The following is a 21,927-nucleotide window of genomic DNA, read 5'->3' as shown; positions in this document are numbered from 1 at the left end:
CCCGCTTCCCTGCCGCGGGTGGAATATTCCCCCTACTGCAATGCAGCATGGCGCGGTAGACTGCGCATCAACAGGGGACGGCGGCTTTCATGGGCGATTTTCATCTTTATGCGACCTACGCCATCATCGCGGCGACGGTGATTGCCTATGCCTCAGAGCGCTGGTCGATGGAGGGCGTGTCGCTGGCCGCCCTGTCCGCCGTGCTGGTCCTGTTCGGGCTGCTGCCCTATCGCCAGGCCGATGGCGCCCTTCTCTCCGCCGACGCGCTGCTGTCGGGCTTCTCCAACCCGGCACTGGCCACCGTGATCGCGCTGCTGATCGTTGGCCAGGGCCTGTTTGCCACCGACGCCATGGAGCGGCCGGCGCGGCTGATCGGCAGGATGGGCGGCAAGAGCCCCTGGCGGCCGGTGCTGCTGATCCTGATCGCATCGGGCTCGATATCGGCCTTTCTCAACAACACGCCGGTCGTGGTCATCTTCATCCCGATCCTGGTGGTGGTGGCCGCGCAGCGCGGCATCTCGCCTGGCAGGGTGTTCATCCCGCTTTCCTTCATCACCATTCTTGGCGGCATGACGACGCTGATCGGCTCCTCGACCAACCTGATCGCCGCCGGTGTCGCCCGCAAGATGGGCTACGAGATGGGTTTCTTCGATCTCACCGGGATGGGCGTGATGCTCGCGCTGGTGGGCGCGGTCTGGGTGCTCGCCGTGGTGCCGCGGATCCTCTCCGAGCGGGACACCGTCATGGAAGCCGAGCGGCGCACCGGGGCGCAGTTCATCGGCGAGATCACGCTGACCCCGGGACATCCGTTTGTCGGCATCGCCGCCAAATCGGGCATGTTTTCAGGTCTCGGCGAGCTGACGCCGCGCTTGCTGCACCGCCGCGACGTGCCGATCCTGCCGCCGTTCGAGGACCTGGTGCTGTCGGTGGGCGACACGCTGGTGGTCACCGGCACGCGACGGGCGTTCTCGCGGGCGCTGGCCAGCGGCTCGGCCAGCCACGATGCCGACGAGCCCGCGGCGGCCGAGGCGGGAGCGGGCACTTCCCCGACGGCCGCCGAGCTGCCGCCCGGCCCGGACTACCATCTCGTCGAGGCGGTGATCGCGCCGGGCTCGCGCTATGCCGGCCGCACGATCCAGCTTTCGGGGCTGCGGGCCCAGTTCGGGGTCTCGGTCTTCGGGGTGCAGCGCAAGAGCCGGATGGCGCGTTCGGCGCTGTCGGAGATCCGGCTCGAGCCCGGCGACACGCTGCTCATCGGCGGCCCGCTCGCCATCATCGAAGGCCTGCGCGGCAACCACGACCTGCTGCTGCTCGAGCATTCCGCCGAAGCCGTGCCGCAATCGCGCAAGGCCAGGATCGCCGCCGGCATCTTCATCGCCATCGTGCTCGCCTCCGCCTTTTCGATCATGCCCATCGTGGTGGCGGCCATCGCCGGCGCCGCGGCGATGCTGGCCACCGGCTGCCTGTCGATCCACCAGGCCACCCGCGCCTTCGACCGCCAGATCTTCCTGCTCATCGGCTCCTCGGTGGCGCTGGCGACCGCGATGGAATCGACCGGCGGGGCGGCGCTGATCGCCGAGGGCGCGGTCGGCGCGATGGCCGGCGCGCCGCCGGCGATGACACTGTCGGCTCTGTTCCTGGTCATCGCCATCCTCACCAACATCCTCTCCAACAACGCCACCGCGGTGCTCTTCGTCCCCATCGCCATAGGAATGGCGCGCGGCATGGGCGCGCCGGTGGAGCCGTTCGTGGCCGCCGTGATCTTCGCTGCCAACTGTTCCTTCGCCACGCCGATCGGCTATCAGACCAATCTGCTGGTCATGGGCCCCGGGCACTACCGATTTTCGGACTTTCTGAAGGCCGGAACACCGCTCGTCATCATCATCTGGTTGACGTTTTCTCTGCTTGCGCCATGGTATTACGGTATCTAGAGTCGCTTCGCGTCGAAGTTTCACCACGGGCCGCGCCAGCCAATGACAAGCCATTCCGTCAACTCACCGCAGTTCTTCCTGACCGCGCCCTCGCCGTGTCCCTATCTGGACGGGCAGAGCGAGCGCAAGGTGTTCACGCATCTGGTGGGCCAGAACGCAGCGGCGATGAACGACCTGCTGACCCAGGGGGGCTTCCGGCGCTCGCAGAACATAGCCTACAGGCCGGCCTGCGAGGGCTGCCGCGCCTGCGTCTCGGTGCGGATCCTCGCGGGCGAGTTCAGGCCGACCCGCAACATGCGCCGGGTGATGGCGCGCAATTCCGATCTGGTCGCCTCCGACTATGACGCCGAGCCCTCGAGCGAGCAGTTCGCGCTGTTCCGCTCCTATCTCGACAGCCGCCACCGCAGCGGCGGCATGGCCGACATGTCGGTGGTCGACTACGCGATGATGGTGGAGGACACCCATGTCAACACCAGGGTCATCGAGTACCGCAAGCGGGTGGAGGGCGACGGCATCCTGCAGCAGCCGGCCGGGCCGCTGATCGGCGTGGCGCTGACCGACATGATGAGCGACGGCCTGTCAATGGTCTATTCCTTCTTCGACACCAGCCTCGCCGACCGCTCGATGGGCACCTACATGATCCTTGACCACATCCGTCGGGCCCAGGCGCGCGGCCTGCCGCATGTCTATCTCGGATACTGGGTCGATGGCTCGCCGAAAATGGAATACAAGACCCGCTACCAGCCGCAGGAACATCTGATGGCGCAGGGCTGGCAGCGCTACAAACCCTGACCCGAAAGCGCCAGCTTCCTTCATGACCCACCTTTCCATCGACGCCGCCAGCCACCGCAAGGGGCAGCTGATCACCGCCTTCGGCGGGCTGATGCTGACCGCCGACATTCCGCTGATCCGGCTCTCGGAGGGCGACGCCTGGTCGGTGCTGGCGGTGCGCAGCGGGCTGACCTTCGTCACCGCGGTGATCGTCTGGCTGGCGATCCGGCTCATCACCGGACGCTCGATCCCGATCCTGCCGGGGCGCGCGGCCATCGCGGTGGTGACGTTCTACATCCTCGCCTCGATCAGCTTCATGCTGGCCGTGTTCGCGACGACGACGGCCAACCTGGTGTTCATCCTCGCCTTCACGCCGATGTTCGCCGCACTCCTGTCCTGGGTGACGCTGGGCGAGCGGCCGTCGACCGCCACCTTCATCGCCATGGCGGTGATGATCGCCGGCGTGGCGCTGATCGTCGCCGACGGGCTGGCGGCGGGGCATTTCCTGGGCGACCTGACCGCGCTCGCCTCGGCCTTCTGCCTCTCCTGCGCCATCACCGTCAGCCGGCGGTCGCGTGCCGACATGGGGTTCGCCCCGCTGTTCTCGGCGCTGGTGCCGGCCATCATTGGGCTGACGATGGCGGGCGGGCCGTCGCACATCGTCGTCGAGGCGCCCTGGTGGATCGTGCTCAACGGGCTGGTGGTGACCCCACTCGCCTTCTGGTGCCTGGCGACGGGCCCGAAATACATCTCCGGTCCGGAAGTGGCGATGTTCTATCTGCTCGAGACGATCTTCGCGCCGGTCTGGGTGTGGATGATCTTTGCCGAGGAGCCGAGCCGCAACGGGCTGATCGGCGGGCTGGTGATGATCGTCACGCTGATCGTGCACTCGCTCTGGCAGCTCGTCCACAACCGCCGCATGCTGCGCACGCTGGCGCCGCGGCATCCAGTCTGAACGGGCGGCCCTGCCGACGTCCGGTCAGCCGAGCGCGGAAAAGCGCTCGCCGAGACGGCGGATGGTGGCCACGTCGGCATTGGCGAAGGCGACGCGCAGATAGCGCTCCAGCCCGTTGCCGAAGAACGACCCCGGGATGGTGATCACGCCGGCGTCGCGCGCCAGCCGGTGGGCGGCGTCATGGGCGCTCAGATCCGCGAAGGGATGGCGGACGAAGGCGAAGTAGGCGCCGAGCGCCGAAATCTTCCAACCGGGCGCGGCCGCCATCACCATTGTCAGCGCCTCTGCGCGGGCGGCGATTTCAAGCGTGTTGTCGCGTCGCCAGTCGGCGAGCGCCGGAATCGCCTTCACCAGGGCCGCCTGCGGCGACCGCGGCGCGCAGATCTGCAGATTGTCCATCACCTTGGCGATCTGCCCGACCACCGCCTCGCCCGCCGTGATCGCGCCGACGCGATGGCCGGGGATGCAGAAGGATTTCGAGAAGCTGTAGAGACCGATGAGCGTCTCCTGCCAGCCGGGAACGGCAAACAGGCCGTGCGGGGACCCCGCCTCGAGCGGCAGGAAGTCGCGATAGGTCTCGTCGACGATCAACCAGATGCCACGCCGTCGGCAAAGCTCGAACAGCTCGCGCAGGAGGCCGGACGGATAGGTGGCGCCGGTCGGGTTGTTGGGCGTGACCACCGCCAGAGCACGCACGCGCTCGCCGATCATCGCCTCGACCGCCTCGGGCGCAGGCAGGAAGCCGTCCTCGGCCCGGCAGTCGACATAACCGACCCTGACGCCGGACATCGCCAGCGTGGTCTCGTGGTTGAAATAGCACGGATTGGTGAGCAGCACCGTGTCTCCGGGACCGGCCACCGCCATCATCGCGGCCATGAAGGCCTGGTTGCAGCCCGCAGTGATGTGGATGTTCGCCGCCCCGAGCGCCGCGCCGTAGGCCGCGCCCGTCCAATCGGCATAGGCGGCGCGGAGCTCGGCCTCGCCCTCGATGTCGCCGTAGCCCGCCATCGACGCCGACCCTGCCGCCTCGCCCAGCCAGGCGAGCATGTCGGGATGGGGCGGATAGCCGGGGACCGCCTGGGACAGGTCGATGACCGGACCGAACGAGCCGTCATATTCCCGCTTCCAGGCCTGCACCTCAGGGATCGGCGGGGCGGCAAGGGTCTCGACAAGCGGATTGAAACGGGCGGTCGGCATGGGGCGCTTTCTCGGCTCAGGGTCATCGGGCAGTCGGACGGCGGCGACGCAGCGACGGTCAGTCGGGGTCCTCCCCAGCCGCCTCCGGTTCGCTCGATCGCGCGCCCTGCGCCTGCTGCGCCCTCCGGATGGTCCGGCGGGCGGCAATCAGCGGCTCGGCCCGGGCGTCGTCCTCCTCGAGGGCCGAAAACAGCCAGTCGATGAAGGCGTCGACCACCGGAGTGGAGCGCAGATCGTTGCTGCAGGCGACATAGAAGGCGTCGACGGCGGGAACGGCAAGCTTGAACGGCACGATCACCTGTCCCTTGGTCAACAGGCTCGCCGCTGTCAAGGTGTCTCCAAGCGCAATGCCGTGGCCGAGCAGCGCCGCCTCGATGGAGAGGCGCGCGTCGGAGAAGTGGTGCTGCGGGCCTGAGGCCACGCCGCGGACATCGGCGGCGGTCAGCCAGATGTGCCATTCGTGGCCGTCGTCGCCATGCAGGATGGTGTGCTCGGCCAGGTCGCGCGCGGTGCGGATGGGGCGGTTGTTGATCAGCGACGGACTGGCGATGGGGAACAGGTCGAGATGCGACCAGAGTTTCAGCCAGCAGTCGGTCCAGCTGCCGTCGCCGTAGAGGATGGCGATGTCGACATCGGGCGAATGGATCAGCTCCGGGTCGTTGGCGGCGCTGAGCGTCAGCCGGATTTCCGGATAGCGCGCGGTGAAACTTGCAAGCCGCGGCATCAGCCACAGCGACAGCAGCGCGGAGACGCAGGAGATCGACAGCGATCCCGACTTCGCCGGCCGCCGCATGCGCGCGGTGGCGGCGGCGATCTCCTCGAACGCCGATGTCACCGAGGGTAACAGGTCGGCGCCATGTTCGGTCAATGTCAGCCGCTGCCCGGAGCGGTGAAAAAGCTTGACCTGCAGCGAGGCCTCTAGCGCCTTGATCTGGTGGCTGATGGCGCCGTGGGTGACGAACAACTCCTTTGCAGCCTTGGTCAGCGAGCGATTGCGCGCGGTCGCCTCGAAGGCGCGCAGCGGATTGAGCGGGGGCAGGCGCTGGGTCATCGGCGGCTCTCCTGATGTGAGAATAACTCACACAATTGCCGCTAACAATATCAATTGCTTTCCATTCGCCGCTTTGCAACATTTTCGTCACAGGCGCGGCAAGTGAGGCGCGCGACGGCAGCATGCGAGGACAACCATGGCCTGGGACAAGACGAAGCTCGATGACCTCAAGGGCAAGTATGGCGAAAGCCACGGCGGCGAACTGTTCAACCCGCAGTTCCGGCGCGTCGCCGACAAGATCTTCACCGAGAGCGGCACGCGGCTGGCGCCCTATTCCGGCATTCCGACCTTCCTCACCGCACCCTATCGCGAGATCGACAACGAGACCCCGGATTTCGGTGACCTGCAGGTGGCCATCGTCGGCATGCCGATGGATCTGGGCGTGACCAACCGCAACGGTTCCCGCTTCGGCCCCCGGGCGCTGAGAACCATCGAGCGCATCGGCCCCTACAATCACGTGCTCGACTGCGCCCCGGTGCACGAGCTGCGCGTCGCCGACATCGGCGATGTCAGCTTTCGCAGCCGCTACCGGCTCGAGATGAGCCACGAGGACATCGAGCGCCGCGTCAGCCAGATCGTCGAGGCCGGCGTGCTGCCGCTGTCGGTGGGCGGCGACCATTCGATCACGCATCCGATCCTGAAAGCTGTGGGCAAGAAGCGTCCCGTGGGCATGATCCACATCGACGCCCATTGCGACACCGGCGGCGCCTTCGACATGACCAAGTTCCACCATGGCGGCCCGTTCCGCAATGCGGTGCTCGACGGCGTGCTCGATCCGACGCGCACGATCCAGATCGGCATAAGGGGTCCGGCCGAATATCTGTGGGAGTTCAGCTACGAATCGGGCATGACCGTGATCCATGCCGAGGAGGTCACCGGCATGGGGATCCCGGCGATCATCGAGCGCGCCAAAGAGATCATCGGCGACGGCCCGACCTACCTGTCCTTCGACATCGACAGCCTCGACCCGTCGTTTGCGCCGGGAACCGGCACGCCGGAAATCGGCGGGCTGACGACGCGCGAGGTGCTGGAACTGATCCGCGGGCTCAAGGGCATGAACATCGTCGGCGGCGACGTGGTCGAAGTGGCGCCGCAATACGATGCCACCACCAACACGGCGCATGCCGGCGCGCAGGTGCTCTTCGAGATCCTGAGCCTGATGGTCTTCAGCCCGGCGATCACCGGCGCGCAGGCCTGAAAAGCCAACGAATTGGCCATTGAACGGAATGCAATGAGCAACGGCAGACGCCGGATAAATGAATCATTCCCGAGGGATACACAATGAACCTGCAGAACAGCCTGAAATCCTCCATTGCCGCGCTCGCCCTCATCGGCGCCGGCTTCGCCTTCACGGCTCCCGCCAGCGCCGACGCCGTCGCCGACATCCAGAAAGCCGGCGTGCTCAATGTCGGCGTCTTCGCCGACTTCCCGCCATTCTCGTCGGCCAGCTCCGACATGAGCCTGAAGGGCTACGACATGGACGTGGCGCAGGCGATCGCCGACACGCTCAAGGTCAAGCTGGTGCCGGTCGCCGTCACCGGCCAGAACCGCATTCCCTATCTCAACGACCATCGCGTCGACCTCTTGATGAGCGTCGGCTACTCCGACGAGCGGGCCCAGGTCATCGACTATGCCGCCGCCTACGCGCCCTACTACATCGCCGTCATCGGACCTGCCGCCACCGAGGTGAAGGATGCCGCCGGTCTCGCCGGCAAGTCGATCGCCGTCAACAAGGGCACGCTGGAAGACACCTCGCTCACCGAGGCCGCCCCCGAAGGCACCGACATCAAGCGCTTCGACAACTACAATTCGGTCATCCAGGCCTTCATCTCCGGCCAGACCGACCTGATGGTGGTGGGCAACGATGTCGGCGCCCAGGTGCTGGCCAAGCAGGAAGCGATGAAGCCGGAGCAGAAGTTCCAGCTCCTGAGCTCGCCCTCGCACATCGCGCTCAACAAGGGCGAGGACGCGCTGAAGGCCGCCATCAACGACACTGTCGCCAGGATGGTCGAGGACGGCAGCCTCAACGCCTCCTCGCAGGAATGGCTGAAGGTCGAGCTGAACCCGGACAACCTCAAGGACTGATCATTGTCCTATAGCCTGGATTTCGGCTGGCTTTACGACGCGCTCTGGGCAATCGCCCGGGGCGCGTCGATGACCGTTCTGCTGATCGCGGTCACCACCGTGTTCGGCACCCTGATCAGCATCGTGCTGGCCGCCGGGCGGCGCAGCAAGATCCCGCTGCTGCGCCAGGCGATCACCGCCTATGTCGAGCTGATCCGCAACACACCGTTCCTGGTGCAGCTGTTCTTCATCTATTTCGGACTCCCAAGCCTCGGGATCAGGCTTGATCCGATCGCCGCGGCAATTCTCGCCATGACGCTCAACATGGCGGCCTACACGACCGAGATCGTCGGCGCCGGCCTCGACGCCGTGCCCACAGGCCAGAAGGAAGCGGCGCTGGCGCTCGGCCTGCGGCCAAGGCAGGTGTTCGTCAAGATCGTGCTGCCGCAGGCGCTTCAGATCATCTTTCCGGCGCTGACCAGCCAGGTCGTCATCATGATGCTCGAATCCGCCGTCGTCTCGCAGATCTCGGTGAGCGAACTCACCTATGAGGGCGACATGCTGCAGGCCCGCACCTTCCGCGCCTTCGAGACCTACTTCATCATCACGCTGGTCTATCTCGCCCTGTCGATCGGGCTCAGGCGATTGCTGGTCGGCGTCGGCCGCGCCACCTTGCCGGCGGGCGTGTCATGATCGAGTTCACCTTCTGGGACATCGTCCGCAACCTGCTGTTTGCCACCCGCTGGACGGTGGCGCTGTCGCTGGCGGCCTTCGTCGGCGGCACGATCGTCGGCGTCGTCATCCTGATCCTGCGCATCTCCACGCATGACTGGGCACGGCGCTTCGGCAAGGGCTACATCGCGCTGTTCCAGGGCACGCCGCTCCTGATGCAGCTGTTCCTGATCTTCTTCGGCATGCCGATGCTCGGCTTCCGCATCGAGCCGTGGACGGCCGCCGTGTTGTGCCTGACCTTCTATGCCAGCGCCTATCTGGCCGAAATCTGGCGCAGCGGCGTCGAGGCGCTGCCCGCCGGCCAGTGGGACGCCGGCCGGAGCCTCGGGCTGCACCGGGTGCAGGAATTGAGGCTCATCATCCTGCCGCAGGCGTTCTCGATCACGCGGGCGCCGATCGTCGGCTTTCTCGTGCAGCTCATCAAGGCGACCGCGCTCACCTCGATCATCGGCTTCGACGAGCTGCTCAGAACCTCCAACGCCATCAACAACGCCACCTTCGAGCCCTTCAAGGTCTACGGGCTGGTGGCGGTGATCTTTTTCGTGCTCTGCTTTCCGCTGACGCAATATGCGCGCATGCTGGAGGCCAGACAAACCGCTCATTGAGGCAAAGACCTCAGGGCACCCATGGGAACCCGGTCAGGAACCGGAAACAAAGGAGAAGACCATGCGAAAGACATTCAACCCTTCCATCAGCCGTCGGACGGTGCTCGGCGGAACGGCGGCGGCCATCGGCGTGCTGGCGATGCCGTCCATCCTGAGGGCCCAGGACCGCTCGCTGAAGGTCGGCGTCTATGGCGGCTACTTCAAGGATTCGTTCGACAAGAACATCTTCCCCGACTTCACCGCCGCCAGCGGCATCGCGGTGGAATCGATTGCCGAACCCACCGGCGAAGCCTGGCTGGTGCAGCTCGAACAGGCGGCCAAGGCCGGCGTGGCGCCCGCCGATGTCTCGATGATGTCGCAGGTCGCCATGCTCAAGGGCCAGTCCACCGACCTGTGGGCGCCGATCGACACGGCGAAGATCAAGAACTACGACAATCTGCTCGAGCGGTTCGTCAACAAATATCCGGACGGCCGGGTCGCCGGCATCGGCGCCGTTGCCTGGTACATCACGCTGGTGACCAACACCGACACCTATCCCGAGGCGCCTGACAGCTGGGCTGCGCTCTGGGACCCGGCCAATGCCGACAAGCTCGGACTGCTGGCGCTGGTGTCGAACTCGTTCCTGCTGGAAGTGACCGCCAAGACCTACATGGGCGGCACAAATGCGCTCGACACCGAAGAGGGCCTCAACAAGGCCTTCGAGAAGCTCGCCGAGGTCAAGCCCAATGTCCGGCTGTGGTACCGCGACGAGGCACAGTTCGAGCAGGCGCTGAAGTCGGGGGAAATCCCGATGGGCCAGTACTATCACGACGTCACCGGACTTGCCGCCGCCGACGGCCATCCGGTCCGCTCGACCTTCCCCAAGGAAGGCGGCATCCAGGATTCGGGCTGCTGGGCGCTGTCGCGCGCCTCCGAAAAGGTCGAGGAGGCGCATGTGTTCATCGACTACATGAGCCAGCCGGAAATCCAGTCGACGCTGTCGCGCAAGGTCGGCACCGCGCCGACGCTGAAGCGCGAGCTGCTCGACCTGACGCCGGAAGAGTTCGCCAGCGTGTCGTCGGACATCGAGCCGATCATCCCGCGCTACGACCTCTACCAGACCAAGTCGGACTGGCTGAACCAGAAATGGACCGAGCTGATCGTCGGCTGAGATCCGGTTGCGTCCCCGCGCGGGACGTGATTGCGTGAAACGGGAGGGGCCAGCCCGCCGCCCCTCCCCGCCCCCGGTCCGCGGGGGAACGACAATGGGGACATGATGTCTGGATTGACGCTCGATACCGTCCGCAAGGATTTCGGCCACTTCACAGCGGTCAACGACGTGCGGCTCAGCGTGCCGCACGGCACCTTCGTGTGCATGCTCGGCCCGTCGGGCTGCGGAAAGACCACGCTCCTGAGGATGATCGCCGGACTCGACCTGCCGACGTCGGGCGCGATCCTGCTCGACGGCGAGGACATCACCAAGGTCCCGACCCACAAGCGCAATCTCGGCATGGTGTTCCAGTCGCTGGCGCTGTTTCCGCATCTGACGGTGGGCGAGAACATCGCCTATCCGCTCAGGATCCGCGGCGCGCCGCGCGAGGAGCAGAAAAAACGCGTCGACGAGCTGCTCGCGATGATCCATCTCTCCGGTTATGCCGACCGCCCGGTGGCCAAGCTCTCGGGCGGCCAGCGGCAGCGGGTGGCGATCGCACGGGCCCTCACCCGTTCGCCAAAACTGTTCCTGCTCGACGAGCCGCTGTCGGCGCTCGACGCCAAGCTGCGCGAGGCCATGCAGGTGGAGCTGAGGCAGCTGCAGCAGCAGCTCGGCATCACCACCATCGTGGTCACCCACGACCAGCGCGAGGCCATGACCATGGCCGACACCGTGGTGGTGATGAACAAGGGCGAGATCCGCCAGGCGGCAAGCCCGATGGAGATCTACCGGAGGCCGGCCGACACCTTCGTCGCGGACTTCATCGGCTCGACCAATCTCATCGACATGGACACCGACGGCGCCGGCCGCGCCGTGGCGCTGGGCCAGGCAATTCCAGGGCTCAAGGCGCCGGGCGGCGGCAAGGCGGTCATCTCGGTCCGACCCGAGGACGTGCAACTGACCGCACCGGGCAGCGAGGGCGCCATCGCCGGCACCGTGACCTTCGTGCGCGATCTCGGCGGCACCATCGAGACCTTCGTCGATTGCGCCGGCAAACAGATCATCGCCGTCTCCACGCCCCGCGCGCGGCCGGACGTCGCCGTCGGCCAGCCCGTCGGCGTGGTGCTCGATCCCTCCGTCTGCGTGGTGCTGGCCCGATGAGACGCGAGAAGCCCGCGACCCTCGCCGACTACGCGCCGCTGGCATTCCCGGCGATCATGCTGAGCGTCTTCTTCGTCATCCCGTTCGGCACGATGATCGCGGTGAGCTTCTTCCAGCGGCAGCAGGGCGGTTTCTACACGCCGGCTTTCGTCTTCGACAATTACGAGCGGTTCCTGTCGCTGTTCTTCGCCCATGTGCTCGGCTTCTCGCTGATGCTCGCCGTCATGGTCGCCGTCTGCTGCGTCGCAATCGGCGTGCCGTTCACCTACATGCTGACCCGGATGTCGCGACGGGCGCAGATCGCCTGGATGGTGGCGCTGCTGTCGGTGCTGTCGCTGTCGGAGGTGATCATCGGCTTTGCCTGGTCGACGCTCCTGTCGCGCACCGCCGGGATCACCAATCTGCTGGTCGCCATCGGGCTGATGGAGAAGGCCGTGGCGCTGTCGCCGGGCTTTCCGGCGGTGCTGACCGCCATGGTCTACCAGGCCCTGCCCTACACGATCCTGGTGCTCTACCCCGCTTTGGTGCGGCTCGACCCGACGCTGACGGAGGCCGCGCGCACCTTGGGCGCCTCGCCGCTGAAAGCCTTCTTCACCGTGGTGTTGCCGGCGCTCAGGACCACCATCCTCGCCACACTGATCATGGTGTTCATCTTCGCGCTCGGCTCCTACCTGCTGCCGCAGATCCTCGGCCGGCCGCAGCACTGGACACTGTCGGTGCTGATCACCGACCAGGCGATCTACCAGTCCAACATGCCGTTCGCGGCCGCCATGGCGGTGTTCCTGGTGCTGGTGACGCTCGGCATGGTGACGCTGACATTGTTTGCCGGGCGCAAGCGGGAGGCCGCAATATGAACGCGTTCCTGCGACGGTTCTATTTCGTGCTCGTCGGGCTGTTCCTGTCGGCCCCGCTGATCGTCGTCGCGGGCGTGTCGGTCAACGAAAAGCAGACGCTGGCCTTCCCGCCGCAGGGTTTTTCGCTGTCCTGGTATGCCGACATCTTCACGGACGCCGGCTGGCGCGACGCGCTCCTGGCCTCGCTGGTGCTGGCGATCCTGTCGGCGGCGCTCGCCGTCTCCATCGCCCTGCCGCTCGCCTGGTTCCTGTGGCGGCGGATCGCGCCCTGGGCCAACATCTTCCAGCTGCTCGGCATCGCGCCGTTCACGCTGCCGCCGGTGATCACGGCGCTCGGGCTCCTGACCTTCTGGGCCACCACCGGATTCTACGGCCAGCCCTGGACGGCGGTGATCAGCCACGCGATCTTCTTCGTCACCCTGCCCCTGGTCACGCTGTCGCTCGGCTTTTCCGCCATCGACCGCTCGCTGGTGGAGGCCGCGGCCACCATGGGGGCGGACGACCGCACCATCTTCCGCACCGTGGTGCTGCCGCTGATCACGCCCTATCTGGTGTCGGGCTACGCGTTTGCCTTCGTCCTGTCGCTCAACGAATATATCGTCGCCTACATGACCGTGGGCTTCACCATGGAAACGCTGCCGATCAAGATCTTCAACGCGCTTCGATACGGCTACACGCCGACGATGGCCTCTGTTACGGTGCTGTTCGTGATGCTCGCCGCGGTCATCTACTCACTGATCGCGCGCTACGGCGACCTGCTCAAGCTGCTGGGCGCCAATTCCGAGGAGAAGGCATGATCCGCATTGCCGCATTGCAGATGCAGACGGCCGGCGCCGACACCGAGGCCAATCTCGAGCGCATCGAGCAGGCCGCGCGCGAGGCGGCGCAATCCCGCGCGACGCTGCTGATCACGCCCGAACTGGGCGTCACCAGCTATGGCGGCGGCAAGGACATTCTCGATCTCGCCGAGGCCGTCGACGGACCGCTGGTGGCGCGGCTGACCGATATCGCCCGCCGGACCGGCGTCGCCATCGTCGCGGGCTTTGCCGAGAAGGCCGACGGCGCCGTCTACAATGCCGCCGTCTACACCGACGGCAAGGGCACGCCCTCGGTCTACCGCAAATCGCATCTCTACGGCGACTACGAGCGCGACCTGTTTTCCCCGGAACGACCCTCCACCTGCCTGTTCGTGCATGCCGGCATGACGCTCGGAATGCTGATCTGCTACGACGTCGAATTCCCCGAAAACGTGCGCCGGCTGGCGCTCGCCGGCGCCGAGATGATCCTGGTGCCGACGGCAACGCCGATGGGCGCCTCAGGCAGCTTCATCGCCGAGAAGATGATCCCGGTGCGGGCCTTCGAGAACCAGGTCTTCATCGCCTATATCAACAATTGCGGCCATGACGACCGCTTCGTCTATGCCGGCCAGTCGATCATCGCCGCCCCCGACGGCGGCGCGCTGGCGCAGGCGGGGCTCACAGAGATGCAGCTCGTCGCCGAAATCAACCCGCCCGCCTATGCGCGGTCCCGGCGCGAGAACAGCTATCTGGAAGATCTAGGGACAGACTGAGCCGCGGCCGAGCACCCGTCGCCGGGCTCAGAAGCGCCACCAGCGACGCCGGCGCAGATGGCTGCGCCGGTTGGCGCCGAGACTCCCGATCAAGGCGGCCAGCAGGGTCGGGTCGAGCCCGGACCGACGCTCCTCCACCGCGCGCAGGATTTCATCGGTCCAGCTGAGGTTCCAGGGCTTGAGGAGCAGCTCGATCATGAGATCGGTGTCGCTCTGCAGCGCCCGGCGCTGCGGCGTCCAGTCCCGCGATCCGATGCGGTCGGACTCCGCGGGAATCCAGCCCGACGCATTGGCGCCGTGAAGCCGGTGGCTGAGCAGGATCTCGTCGCAATAGCGGCGCTGCCGGAAGGCGGATGCGAACAGCGCGATCCAGACATCGTGGCTCACGCCGCTGTCGTCTTCCGGCCATCCCCATCGCCGAATGAAGTCGGCCTTGACCGCCATGGCGCAGCCATTCAGGCAAACCGCGCGCGAAAAGCCGGTGCCGCGAAGATGGTCAAAGAAAGACGGGAACGAGGGTCCGGACTCATCGCTGGAAAAGACCGACATGTCGTGGGTAATCACCCCCTCCGGACTCGCGGCGGCGATTTCAGCCATTCTCGCGATCTTGCCCGGAAGCCAGATGTCGTCCTGATCGCAGAAGAACAGCAGCTCTCCGCGGCAACGCCCGGCGGTGGCAATGAAGTTTCTGGAATAGCCCAGCGTTACGGGGTTGCTGGTGATCTCGACCGGGAAAGGCGCCCGACGGGCGAAGTCATGCAGCACGGCGAGGGTTGAATCGCTCGAGGCGTCGTCGCCGACCACCAGTTCGTCCGGCAATCGCGTCTGGGCGGCGAGGCTGTCGAGCTGCTTGGCGAGATGCCTCTCGCCGTTGAAGGTCGCCAGCGCCACCGACACCAAAGGCCGTGGTGAAGCCGGCGCCATTACAAGCGCCTCCACCGTTTCGATCGTCTCCACCACTTCCGAAGCCTGCCCATCAGTGTCTTGCGCGGCGCGGGCGGCGCTTCCCAGTTGGCAACGTTGGGCTTGACCGGATGATAGAGCAGATCGGCAACCTCGAAATCCCGCGGCCGCTCGATGAAGTAGCGCTTGCGGATCGGACGCCAGACGAAGGTGCCCGACGGCAGCGAACCGTCCCTCGGCATGCTGCGGTAGTTCCTCCCGCGCCGGTGCTCGGGGCAGAGCGGTCCGCTTCCACCGATGTCTTCGACCGAGAGTCCCGCGGCGAGTGCCGCGGTCGGAAGCGTGAACTCGTAATGCCCCGACCAGGCGGGATCCTCCATGCTGCGCCTGTATTCGTGCGCGAACCGCCGCGACACGCGCATCAACGGGTGGAATCCGCGATACAGCTGCTCGGGAGGCACCTCGGCGGGCACCAGTGCCGTCGACCACCAGAACCAGTCCTCGCAGTCGCTGCGCGGATCGAGCGTCGTGGTCAGGAGATCAGCGCCTGAGGTCTGGAACTGCCGGAAGAACGTCGCCCAGTCACCCGAGAAGTCCACGTCGTATTCGATGAGCCAGACGAAATCGCTGTCGGTGGCCAGCAGAAAGGGCCAGATCAGCGAATCCAGGAGGCCGCCATGGATGGTCCCGGCCTCGCGCATGCGCTCATGACGGACAGACAGCACGGACGCGGCGGGTTCGCCGACAAGGGTCTCGCAGCGCATGTCGCCATCACCATGGTCGCGGACCAGATGCCAGCGCACCACGCCTTCGGTCTCGCGAACAAGCCGGTCGAAATGCCGTGCAATTCTGTCGGACCAGACATGGGTCAAAAACAGGCCGGTCTGCTCCACGCGACAATCTCCGAGCACGGGTATATGAGATTTCACACCTATGCGCGATGCGGCCGGCGCGCAACCCGGTTCAGCGCCCGACGCACATCGCCAATTCGGATTGACCCGATGTGCGTCAGTTCCTTGCAGGCATGCATGTCGTGATCCGGAAACCGTTGCCCGATTTCGGGAGACATGCATTGGGCGGCCGATGCCGCCCGTTCCAGCCGATCAGATCGGCACGGATCAGGAGAACTTGCCCGAGCGCGGAAAGCCCTTGGGCACGACGCGGCCGGCCTGGGCGCGATCGGCGATCCACTCGACGAGTTCGGCCTGGCTGCGGGCATGGCTGCGGCCGGCGCTGTCTTCCCATTTCAGCCCGTCGGCCATGGCAAAGCAGCGCACGTCGGCAACGCCGCCATCCTTGTAGCGCTGCATGCGCACACCCTTGCCGCGGCTCATTTCCGGCAGCTGGGCGAGCGGGAAGATCAGCATCTTGCGGTTCTGGCCGATGATGGCGACATGGTCGCCGCTGACCGGCACGCAGAGCCGCATCTCGTCGGGAAGGCCGACATTCATGATCTGCTTGCCCTTGCGGGTGTTGGCGACCAGTTCGGGTTCGGCCGCAATGAAGCCGTTGCCGGCGGTGGAGACCAGCAGCAGCTTGCGCGCCGGGTCGTGCACGAAGGCAGTGAGCACCGCCTGGTCGTTGTCCATGTCGACGATGATGCGCAGCGGCTCGCCATGGCCGCGCCCGCCGGGCAGCTTGTCGGCGCCGAGCGTGTAGGCCTTGCCGCCGGTGGTCACGATGACGATCTTGTCTGTGGTGGAGGCGTTGAAGGCGATCTTGAGCGAATCGCCGTCCTTGAAGGTCAGGCCGGAGAAGTCGCTCATATGGCCCTTGAGGGCCCGGATCCAGCCCTTCTCGGAGATCACGACCGCGACCGGCTCCTTCTCGATCATCGCATTGTGGATGGCTTCGAGATCGGCCACGGGGGCGGAGGCAAACACCGAGCGGCGCTTGCCGAGCGGGGTTTCCTTGGAGAAGGTCTTGCGGACATTGCCGATTTCCCAGGCCACGGTGGCCCACTGCTTGGCTTCCGACGCCAGCAGCGCCTCGATCTCCGCCTTTTCGGCAGACAGGCCCTCGAATTCCTTGCGGATCTCCATTTCCTCGAGCTTGCGCAAGGATCTCAGCCGCATGTTGAGGATGGCTTCGGCCTGGACATCGGTGAGCTCGAAGGTCCGCATCAGCTCCTGCTTGGGCTCGTCCTCCTCGCGGATGATGCGGATCACCTCGTCGAGATTGAGATAGGCGATCAGGAAGCCCGAGAGCAGCTCCAGACGGCGCTCGATGGCGGCGAGCCGGTGGGCCGAGCGCCGCTGCAGCACCTCGCGGCGATGCGCCAGCCATTCGGTCAGCACCTGCTTCAAGGACATGACCATGGGCACCTTGCCCATCGACAGCACGTTGAGATTGAGCGGAATGCGGTTTTCGAGCTCGGTGAGCTTGAACAGCGATTCCATCAGCAGCGCCGGATCGACGGCGCGGCTCTTCGGCATCAGCACCAGGCGGACGTCCTCGGCGGATTCGTCGCGGACATCGTCGAGAAGCGGCAGCCGGCGGGCGATCAGCAGTTCGGCGATCTTCTCGATCAGCCGCGACTTCTGCACCTGATAGGGCATCTCGGTGACGATGATCTGGTAGCCGCCGCGACCGGTGTCTTCCTGGTGCCACTGAGCGCGGACGCGGAAGCCGCCGCGGCCGGTCCGGTAGGCCTCGATGATGGAGGCCTTGTCGTCGATGATGACGCCGCCGGTGGGGAAATCCGGACCTTCCACATGCTCGACTAGTTCCTCGATGGTGGCGTCGGGCTTGCGGATCAAGAGCAGCGCCGCGTCGCAAAGCTCGGCGGCATTGTGCGGCGGGATCGAGGTCGCCATGCCGACGGCGATGCCGGTGGACCCGTTGGCGAGCAGGTTCGGGAACGCGCCGGGCAGCACCGTCGGCTCCTGGCCTTCCTCGTCATAGGTTGTGCGGAAATCGATAGCGCCTTCGTCGATGCCGACGAGCAGCAGCTCGGCCACCGCCGTCATCTTGGATTCGGTGTAGCGCATGGCGGCGGCGTTATCGCCGTCGATATTGCCGAAATTGCCCTGGCCGTTGACCAGCGGGTAGCGCACGGCGAAATCCTGCGCCAACCGCACCAGCGCGTCATAGATCGACTGGTCGCCATGGGGATGGAAGTTGCCCATCACCTCGCCGACGATCTTGGCGCATTTCTTGAACGAACCGTTGGCGCGCAGGCCCATTTCGCTCATGGCGTAGACGATGCGCCGGTGCACCGGCTTGAGCCCGTCGCGCACATCGGGCAGCGCCCTGTGCATGATCGTGGTCAATGCATAGGCCAGATAGCGCTCTTCAAGCGCCTTCTTCAGATCGATCGACTGGATGTCGTCACCGCCGCCAGGCGGCAAAAGGCTTTGTCCCATGGCGCTGGGTTAACGGAGCCGGTGATTCGGGGCAAGGGCAATGCGCGAATGCCCACAGCGCAAGGCCTATTGACAGGCATTCGCCACGGAAGATTCTTGCAACACCGGCGCCTTTCACGGGCGCGGGACATTCCGACCATGGCAAGGGGGAAATGCGATGCTCGACTTGACCGGACTTTACGCCGTGCCGCTGGCGCTGCTGATGATCGGCCTATGGGCCCATGTCAGCATGAAGCGGTCCGAAACCGGCACATCGATCCTTGACGGCGGCCATATGGAGCTGGCCGAGCGGATCCGCCGCCACGGCAATCTGATCGAGACCGCGCCGATGGCGCTGCTGCTGATGGCGTTTTCGGAAGCAGGCGGCACGGCGCCTGTCTGGAGTCACGCCGCCGGCCTTTGTCTGCTCGCGGGCCGCATCCTGCACCCGTTCGGGCTGCATCACGACCGGCCGGCGAGCCCGTTGAGGATCATTGCCGGGCTGCTGACCTGGATCTCGATGCTGATCAGCATGACCAACATTGTCGTCAACCATTGGCTGGGCTGATTTGTTGCTTGAGCATGTCGATCCGGGCCAGACCCGATCGTCTCCCTACTGCAACCCGCGGGAGCGAAGCATGACCATGACCCCGCCACCAGAAGAAGGAGCAGCAAGATGAAGTATCTCGCCCTGATCTACACCGATCCCTCCATTGCCCCGCCGCCCGACCCCTCCAGAAAAATGCTTGCCGCCTATCAGGCAGCCAACGCCGTCTTCCAGCGCGACGGCGTCATGCTTGCGGGCGAGGCCTTGCAGCCGACGTCAACGGCGACATCGGTCCGGGTTCGAAATGGCGAGACGGAGACAATCGATGGTCCGTTTGCCGAGACCAAGGAACAACTCGGCGGATTCTACATGTTCGATTGCGCTAATCTCGATGACGCGATCAAATACGCGGCGATGATCCCGGGCGCGGCTCACGGCACCGTCGAGGTCCGGCCCGTGGTCGTCTTCGCCTGAATGTGCCGGGCAAGCCCGCCAGCAGTGACCGGCGCGCGCCAGGCCATCGAGGCGCTGGCGCGCGCCGACACGGGGCGGCTGCTTGGCAGCCTGCTCAACCACATCCGCGACTTCCAGATGGCCGAGGATTGCTTGCAGGAGGCGCTGGAATCGGCGCTGGTGCACTGGCAGCGCAGCGGCCTGCCCGCCTCGCCCGCCGGCTGGGTGCTGCAGACCGCGCGCCGCAAGGCCATCGACCGGCTGCGCAGGGCGCGCAATTTCGAGCGCAAGGCGGCGGAGTACGCAGTGCTGCTGGACCTCGACCGCGAGAGCGTGGAATGCGACGAGCCCGCCGCCATCCCCGACGAACGGCTGCGACTGATCTTCACCTGCTGCCACCCGGCGCTCGATGCCAAGACCAGCGTGGCGCTGACGCTTCGCACCTTGTGCGGGCTGACGACACGCGAGATCGCCCGCGCCTTTCTCGACAGCGAGGATGCGATGGCGCAACGGCTGGTGCGCGCGCGCCACAAGATCACCAGGGCGGGCATCCCATTCGAGATTCCCGGACCCGACCTGTGGAGTGAGCGGCTCAACGCGGTGCTGACGGTTATCTATCTCGTGTTCAATGAGGGCTACTCGGCAACCGCCGGGCCGACGCACCTTCGCACCGACCTCTGCGAGGAGGCTCTGCGTCTGGGCTCGCTGATGAAGGTGCTCAGGCCGGCCGAGGCCGAGATCGAGGGGCTCCTGGCGCTGATGCTGCTCATCCACGCGCGGGCGTCGGCACGAAGCGACCCCTATGGCGCCATGGTGCCACTGGACAGGCAAGACCGGACGCTCTGGGACCGGGCGATGATCGCCCGCGGCCTGGCCGAGCTGGACCGCGCCCTGTCGCGCCATTCGCCGGGCCCCTTCCAGCTGCAGGCCGCCATTGGCGCCGTCCATGCGGAGGCCCCGGACCATGCCGCCACCGGGTGGCGGGATATTGCGCTGCTCTATGACGGGTTGCACGCCATGACCGGAAATCCCGTCCATCTGCTCAATCGGGCTGTCGCCGTTTCCTTTGCAGAGGGGCCGGAGGCCGCGCTGAGTATCCTGGACCGGCTTGAAGCCGATCTGGGCCAATACCAGCCTTTTCATGCGGCGCGCGCCGACTTGCTGCGGCGGATGCGGCGCTTCGACAGCGCCCGTGCCGCCTACCGTCGTGCCATCAGCCTCAGCGGCAATGGCAGCGAGCGGGATTTTCTCTCGGGACGCCTCGAAGCCATCGCCGAGGACGACTGACGCGGAGGCGGCCGCGGTCACACATGCACCATAAAGCTGTGGACGCTGGGCAGGACAGGCGTTACCAATCTGCGCTTGGGGCAATTCAGATCCGCGTGACGGCCGAGGCCGCATCGCCAGTAGAGGATATTTCCATGACGATTCACCACGCCTGTCGCCGACTGCTGTCCGCCACCATGCTCACCGCGGCCGTGGCGGCATTTGCCTCCCCCGCGCTTGCCCTCGACGCCGACAGCTTCGCCGCCAAGGTCACCGAAGTCCTGGCCGTGTCCAACCAGAAGCTCACCTACGCAGCGGCCGAACTCGAGGGCGACACCGTCACCCTGGTCAATGCCAGGCTCAGCCTGCCGGGCACCGGGGAGTTCGGCGCCGGCGATCTGGTGTTCGACGGCGTGGCGGAAACCGCCGACGGCGGCTACACCGCCGAGACCGTGTCGATCGACGACGTCAACGCGACCGTCGAGGACACGACGGTCAGCATGACCGGACTGGAAATGTCGGGCCTGACGATTCCGGCCAAGCCGACGCTCGATTCGCTCACCTCCATGGCCTTCTATGACGGCTTCTCGATGGGCCCGATGACGGTCACCGTCAAGGGCGAGAAGGTCTTCTCGCTCGCCGGCGCCGAGGGCACCGTCACCAGGGACGGCGACGCGGGCATGGATTTCGAGATGACCGCCAACGGCATTCTCATCGATCTGTCGCAGGTCAAGGAGCCGAAGACCAGGGACGCGCTCGACAAGCTCGGCTACCAGAAGCTCAGCGGCACCCTGGCGCTCGACATGGGCTGGGAGGCCGACAGCGGTCTGCTCGACATGCGCGAATACGCCCTGACCCTCGACGATGTCGGCAAGCTGGATATGAGCTTCAAGATCACCGGATACACGCTGGAATTCGCCAAGGCGCTGCAGGAAGCCCAGGCCGCCGCCGCAGCCAATCCCGACAAGAAGGCGGCCGACCAGGCGGCCGGAATCGCGATGCTCGGCATGATGAGCCGTCTCTCCTTCGTGGATGCATCGATCCGCTTCGATGACGCGTCGCTCACGTCCCGCGCACTGAGTTTCGCAGGCGCGCAGCAGGGCGTCTCCGGCGAGCAGATGGGCCAGGCGCTCAAGGGCATGCTGCCCCTGATGCTGGGCCAGCTCAACATGCCGGCGCTGCAGCAGCAGATCTCGGCCGCCGCCAGCACCTATCTCGACAACCCGCAGAGCCTGACCATCTCCGCCGCGCCGGCCGAGCCGGTTGGCTTCCCGATGATCATGGGTGCGGGCATGGGCGACCCGAAGCAGCTGGTCGACCTGCTCGGCGTCACCGTGAGCGCCAACGACTGACTTCTGGCCTAAACGGCCGAAACGTGAAAGACCCGGATG

The 21,927-nt window shown here is 66.0% G+C and carries 21 protein-coding genes; 16 read left to right on the top strand and 5 right to left on the bottom strand.

What is annotated here, in order from left to right; translation table 11 throughout:
* Positions 1-89: 89 nt before the first annotated feature.
* The 3 genes from DFR52_RS00440 to DFR52_RS00430 are packed head-to-tail and all read left to right on the top strand — an operon-like array spanning position 90 to position 3,657.
* Positions 90-1,931, top strand: a complete 1,842-nt coding sequence (locus tag DFR52_RS00440) for an SLC13 family permease (RefSeq protein ID WP_110029977.1) — start codon at positions 90-92, stop codon at positions 1,929-1,931.
* A 42-nt stretch (positions 1,932-1,973) separates the two neighbouring features.
* Entirely contained in the window at positions 1,974-2,723 is a 750-nt protein-coding gene (locus DFR52_RS00435) for an arginyltransferase (protein WP_110029976.1), read from the top strand.
* Positions 2,724-2,745: 22 nt separating this feature from the next.
* Positions 2,746-3,657: a DMT family transporter gene (locus DFR52_RS00430; RefSeq protein ID WP_110029975.1), complete on the top strand. Its 912-nt coding sequence runs from the start codon at positions 2,746-2,748 to the stop codon at positions 3,655-3,657.
* Positions 3,658-3,681: 24 nt separating this feature from the next.
* On the opposite strand, the gene DFR52_RS00425 is transcribed toward DFR52_RS00430, so the two are convergent.
* Both DFR52_RS00425 and gcvA read right to left on the bottom strand, forming a co-directional pair.
* Positions 3,682-4,854, bottom strand: coding sequence for an aminotransferase (locus DFR52_RS00425; protein ID WP_110029974.1), 1,173 nt, complete (start codon positions 4,852-4,854; stop codon positions 3,682-3,684).
* Between the two features lie 58 nt (positions 4,855-4,912).
* Positions 4,913-5,905 carry a transcriptional regulator GcvA gene (gcvA, locus tag DFR52_RS00420; RefSeq protein ID WP_110029973.1) on the bottom strand — a complete coding sequence of 331 codons (993 nt, stop codon included), beginning with the start codon at positions 5,903-5,905 and terminating at the stop codon, positions 4,913-4,915.
* A gap of 136 nt (positions 5,906-6,041) precedes the next feature.
* Between gcvA and speB the strand changes: the two genes are divergently transcribed.
* The 9 genes from speB to DFR52_RS00375 all read left to right on the top strand — a co-directional run bounded on the left by speB (position 6,042) and on the right by DFR52_RS00375 (position 14,023).
* Positions 6,042-7,103 carry an agmatinase gene (speB, locus tag DFR52_RS00415; protein ID WP_110029972.1) on the top strand — a complete coding sequence of 354 codons (1,062 nt, stop codon included), beginning with the start codon at positions 6,042-6,044 and terminating at the stop codon, positions 7,101-7,103.
* 83 nt (positions 7,104-7,186) lie between these two features.
* Positions 7,187-7,990, top strand: coding sequence for a transporter substrate-binding domain-containing protein (locus tag DFR52_RS00410; protein WP_110029971.1), 804 nt, complete (start codon positions 7,187-7,189; stop codon positions 7,988-7,990).
* Positions 7,991-7,993: 3 nt separating this feature from the next.
* Positions 7,994-8,662, top strand: coding sequence for an amino acid ABC transporter permease (locus tag DFR52_RS00405; protein WP_170132196.1), 669 nt, complete (start codon positions 7,994-7,996; stop codon positions 8,660-8,662).
* Positions 8,659-9,306: an amino acid ABC transporter permease gene (locus tag DFR52_RS00400; protein WP_110029970.1), complete on the top strand. Its 648-nt coding sequence runs from the start codon at positions 8,659-8,661 to the stop codon at positions 9,304-9,306. The genes DFR52_RS00405 and DFR52_RS00400 overlap by 4 nt, the downstream gene beginning before the upstream one ends.
* 61 nt (positions 9,307-9,367) lie before the next feature.
* Positions 9,368-10,456 carry an ABC transporter substrate-binding protein gene (locus DFR52_RS00395; RefSeq protein WP_110029969.1) on the top strand — a complete coding sequence of 363 codons (1,089 nt, stop codon included), beginning with the start codon at positions 9,368-9,370 and terminating at the stop codon, positions 10,454-10,456.
* 105 nt (positions 10,457-10,561) lie between these two features.
* A complete protein-coding gene (locus DFR52_RS00390) occupies positions 10,562-11,599 on the top strand; it encodes an ABC transporter ATP-binding protein (protein WP_110031039.1) in 1,038 nt (345 codons plus the stop codon).
* On the top strand, positions 11,596-12,453 hold the full coding sequence (locus DFR52_RS00385; RefSeq protein WP_110029968.1) for an ABC transporter permease: 858 nt from the start codon (positions 11,596-11,598) through the stop codon (positions 12,451-12,453). The genes DFR52_RS00390 and DFR52_RS00385 overlap by 4 nt, the downstream gene beginning before the upstream one ends.
* Entirely contained in the window at positions 12,450-13,250 is an 801-nt protein-coding gene (locus DFR52_RS00380; protein WP_110029967.1) for an ABC transporter permease, read from the top strand. The genes DFR52_RS00385 and DFR52_RS00380 overlap by 4 nt, the downstream gene beginning before the upstream one ends.
* The gene (locus tag DFR52_RS00375; RefSeq protein WP_110029966.1) at positions 13,247-14,023 is read left to right on the top strand and encodes a carbon-nitrogen hydrolase family protein; all 777 of its coding nucleotides are present in this window, start codon (positions 13,247-13,249) and stop codon (positions 14,021-14,023) included. Before DFR52_RS00380 ends, DFR52_RS00375 begins: the two co-directional genes overlap by 4 nt.
* Positions 14,024-14,050: 27 nt before the next feature.
* Here the strand turns inward: DFR52_RS00375 and DFR52_RS00370 are convergent, their stop codons facing one another.
* From DFR52_RS00370 to parC, 3 genes are all read right to left on the bottom strand, one after another.
* Positions 14,051-14,980, bottom strand: coding sequence for a glycosyltransferase (locus DFR52_RS00370; protein ID WP_146215512.1), 930 nt, complete (start codon positions 14,978-14,980; stop codon positions 14,051-14,053).
* Positions 14,947-15,819: a hypothetical protein gene (locus DFR52_RS00365; protein WP_110029964.1), complete on the bottom strand. Its 873-nt coding sequence runs from the start codon at positions 15,817-15,819 to the stop codon at positions 14,947-14,949. The genes DFR52_RS00370 and DFR52_RS00365 overlap by 34 nt, the downstream gene beginning before the upstream one ends.
* Positions 15,820-16,044: 225 nt before the next feature.
* Positions 16,045-18,291 carry a DNA topoisomerase IV subunit A gene (gene parC, locus DFR52_RS00360; RefSeq protein ID WP_110029963.1) on the bottom strand — a complete coding sequence of 749 codons (2,247 nt, stop codon included), beginning with the start codon at positions 18,289-18,291 and terminating at the stop codon, positions 16,045-16,047.
* Positions 18,292-18,448: 157 nt separating this feature from the next.
* On the opposite strand from parC, the gene DFR52_RS00355 reads away from it, so the two are divergent.
* The 4 genes from DFR52_RS00355 (at position 18,449) to DFR52_RS00340 (ending at position 21,888) form a co-directional block, all read left to right on the top strand.
* Positions 18,449-18,838 carry an MAPEG family protein gene (locus DFR52_RS00355; protein ID WP_110029962.1) on the top strand — a complete coding sequence of 130 codons (390 nt, stop codon included), beginning with the start codon at positions 18,449-18,451 and terminating at the stop codon, positions 18,836-18,838.
* A gap of 108 nt (positions 18,839-18,946) precedes the next feature.
* The gene (locus DFR52_RS00350) at positions 18,947-19,291 is read left to right on the top strand and encodes a YciI family protein (protein WP_110029961.1); all 345 of its coding nucleotides are present in this window, start codon (positions 18,947-18,949) and stop codon (positions 19,289-19,291) included.
* A gap of 24 nt (positions 19,292-19,315) precedes the next feature.
* Positions 19,316-20,557, top strand: coding sequence for an RNA polymerase sigma factor (locus DFR52_RS00345; RefSeq protein ID WP_210205741.1), 1,242 nt, complete (start codon positions 19,316-19,318; stop codon positions 20,555-20,557).
* 134 nt (positions 20,558-20,691) lie between these two features.
* A complete protein-coding gene (locus DFR52_RS00340) occupies positions 20,692-21,888 on the top strand; it encodes a hypothetical protein (protein WP_110029959.1) in 1,197 nt (398 codons plus the stop codon).
* Positions 21,889-21,927 lie beyond the last annotated feature (39 nt).

It is taken from the genome of Hoeflea marina (assembly GCF_003182275.1).
Lineage (GTDB): Bacteria > Pseudomonadota > Alphaproteobacteria > Rhizobiales > Rhizobiaceae > Hoeflea > Hoeflea marina.
Note: the sequence above shows the minus strand (reverse complement) of the source record. Positions and strands in the feature narration are given on the sequence as shown.

What these genes read in the sequence shown, in the direction of transcription:
- DFR52_RS00440 (WP_110029977.1), top strand. Translation starts at nt 90, where the DNA reads ATGGGCGATTTTCATCTTTATGCGACCTACGCCATCATCGCGGCGACG.
- DFR52_RS00435 (WP_110029976.1), top strand. Translation starts at nt 1,974, where the DNA reads ATGACAAGCCATTCCGTCAACTCACCGCAGTTCTTCCTGACCGCGCCC.
- DFR52_RS00430 (WP_110029975.1), top strand. Translation starts at nt 2,746, where the DNA reads ATGACCCACCTTTCCATCGACGCCGCCAGCCACCGCAAGGGGCAGCTG.
- DFR52_RS00425 (WP_110029974.1), bottom strand. Translation starts at nt 4,854, where the DNA reads ATGCCGACCGCCCGTTTCAATCCGCTTGTCGAGACCCTTGCCGCCCCG.
- gcvA (WP_110029973.1), bottom strand. Translation starts at nt 5,905, where the DNA reads ATGACCCAGCGCCTGCCCCCGCTCAATCCGCTGCGCGCCTTCGAGGCG.
- speB (WP_110029972.1), top strand. Translation starts at nt 6,042, where the DNA reads ATGGCCTGGGACAAGACGAAGCTCGATGACCTCAAGGGCAAGTATGGC.
- DFR52_RS00410 (WP_110029971.1), top strand. Translation starts at nt 7,187, where the DNA reads ATGAACCTGCAGAACAGCCTGAAATCCTCCATTGCCGCGCTCGCCCTC.
- DFR52_RS00400 (WP_110029970.1), top strand. Translation starts at nt 8,659, where the DNA reads ATGATCGAGTTCACCTTCTGGGACATCGTCCGCAACCTGCTGTTTGCC.
- DFR52_RS00395 (WP_110029969.1), top strand. Translation starts at nt 9,368, where the DNA reads ATGCGAAAGACATTCAACCCTTCCATCAGCCGTCGGACGGTGCTCGGC.
- DFR52_RS00390 (WP_110031039.1), top strand. Translation starts at nt 10,562, where the DNA reads ATGTCTGGATTGACGCTCGATACCGTCCGCAAGGATTTCGGCCACTTC.
- DFR52_RS00385 (WP_110029968.1), top strand. Translation starts at nt 11,596, where the DNA reads ATGAGACGCGAGAAGCCCGCGACCCTCGCCGACTACGCGCCGCTGGCA.
- DFR52_RS00380 (WP_110029967.1), top strand. Translation starts at nt 12,450, where the DNA reads ATGAACGCGTTCCTGCGACGGTTCTATTTCGTGCTCGTCGGGCTGTTC.
- DFR52_RS00375 (WP_110029966.1), top strand. Translation starts at nt 13,247, where the DNA reads ATGATCCGCATTGCCGCATTGCAGATGCAGACGGCCGGCGCCGACACC.
- parC (WP_110029963.1), bottom strand. Translation starts at nt 18,291, where the DNA reads ATGGGACAAAGCCTTTTGCCGCCTGGCGGCGGTGACGACATCCAGTCG.
- DFR52_RS00355 (WP_110029962.1), top strand. Translation starts at nt 18,449, where the DNA reads ATGCTCGACTTGACCGGACTTTACGCCGTGCCGCTGGCGCTGCTGATG.
- DFR52_RS00350 (WP_110029961.1), top strand. Translation starts at nt 18,947, where the DNA reads ATGAAGTATCTCGCCCTGATCTACACCGATCCCTCCATTGCCCCGCCG.
- DFR52_RS00340 (WP_110029959.1), top strand. Translation starts at nt 20,692, where the DNA reads ATGACGATTCACCACGCCTGTCGCCGACTGCTGTCCGCCACCATGCTC.